The 1,697-nt window shown below is 25.3% G+C and carries 2 protein-coding genes; both read left to right on the plus strand.

The window, feature by feature from the left end; all coding sequences use genetic code 11:
• Positions 1–129: 129 nt before the first annotated feature.
• Positions 130–1,101 carry a hypothetical protein gene (locus tag VN21_RS11415; RefSeq protein ID WP_084822099.1) on the plus strand — a complete coding sequence of 324 codons (972 nt, stop codon included), beginning with the start codon at positions 130–132 and terminating at the stop codon, positions 1,099–1,101.
• 181 nt (positions 1,102–1,282) lie between these two features.
• On the plus strand, positions 1,283–1,697 hold a 415-nt coding region (locus VN21_RS11420; RefSeq protein WP_046823395.1), incomplete at its 3' end, for a hypothetical protein.

Consider the following 1,697-nt stretch of genomic DNA (forward strand, 5'->3'; position numbering starts at 1 on the left):
TATATGAAATTAGTGGACCGAAAAATTAAAAAACAAAAAATGAGTTATTTAAGTATAAAATGAGAATAATAAAACTACTAAAACTAAAATGAGAATAATAAAACTACTAAAACTAAAAGGAGACTAATTATGCTAAGGACAAAAATTACAATTTTAATTTTAGTGGCTTTAATGGGAAGCACAATAATATCAAATGCAAATGAAGTTAATACACAAGACCTGATTTTAGGTGGATGTAAGTTAAAACAATGTGAAGTAAAAAGCGATAAAAGAACAAAAAATTATGACGAAGAAAATATTATAGAGAGATTTTTCAGACCATCTAAACTTCCAATTTTAAATGATAAAGATGAAAGTTCTCTTTATAATATGTATGGTAGTAAAGATATAAACTTAAAGATACCCAACAATCTTTTAAAAACTCCAGAAGATACAATAATAAATTATTTTAGTGTTTTAAGAGAAGCTGCAAATCCAACTGAAGATAATCATACAGGATGTGGATCTTTAGGGGACACAAGAGGGCCTTACCCTGTTGCATATAATTTTTTATCCAATTCATATAAGCAAGGTCATAGCTATGAAGAATATTTAAAATCATTTGAAAATAAACTTCATATAAATTTAATTAAACTTAATAAGTTGCCTAGCGATGAAAACAATAAAAAAGATTTAAAATATTTTGTTGAATTAGAAATAATAGAAGGAACCAATGAAAAGAAAGGTGTTTTTGCCTACTATTATGGATATATTTATCTTAACAAAGAAAATGGAGTTTACAAGATAAAAGATATGCAGTATGCACCTGAGAATTATTTATGTGCACCATATCATGGTTGGAACTATGATGCCAAACTAGTAGTAGAGATTAAGTATAGAGATTGGTGTTCTTTAGTATCAGGAGATGTAAAAGTAAAACAAGATGGTTATGAGAAAAAAGTATATTTTAAAGATAAGGATGGAAATCAGTATTATGTGCTTTTCTATCAATTAACTAATGGATATGATATAAAAATAGCTGACTACAAGAAAAATAAGAATGGTAAGTGGGAAGTTATATATATAAATCCTGAGAGCTGTTTAGAAAAGAAAAATTCTTAGAAGAAAAAATCCGAGTATATTAAATTAACTCGGATTTTTTTTCTAAGTAAATATAACATTTAACTATCAACATATAAAGTATAGTTATTATAATTAATATCAATTAAACAGAGTCAAAAACGACTTTAATATATATTTGTAATATTATTAATTAATGCTAAAATAGAGTAAGGAGGGCATTATGAAGAAAATTTTAGATTATATAAACAACTTAAGTGAAGGTAAATTCATAGCCTTATCTATACTAGTAGCATTAGTCTTTACGGTACCTTTTGATTTTTTTAAAATTTATTCTAACACATGCAGGAGGTTAGAATTTTCAGGGACTATGTCATTGGGATGGGATTTTTTAGTAGCTGTTATTATAGGACCAATTGTTGAATCTATATTAATAGTTATAGTTAGTAAACTTATAGGGCAGTCAACAGATAATAAATTTATGATAACATTTATAACTGCAATACTACTTTCAGGAATTCAAAACTATAGTTTACCTTATGCAATTATAATTTTTATACCATCTTTCATTTTTGTTTCAGCATACACATTATATAATAATAATAAAAAATTTAATTCATTTTCAATAATGGTAATTA

The organism is Paraclostridium benzoelyticum (genome assembly GCF_001006285.1).
GTDB lineage: Bacteria > Bacillota > Clostridia > Peptostreptococcales > Peptostreptococcaceae > Paraclostridium > Paraclostridium benzoelyticum.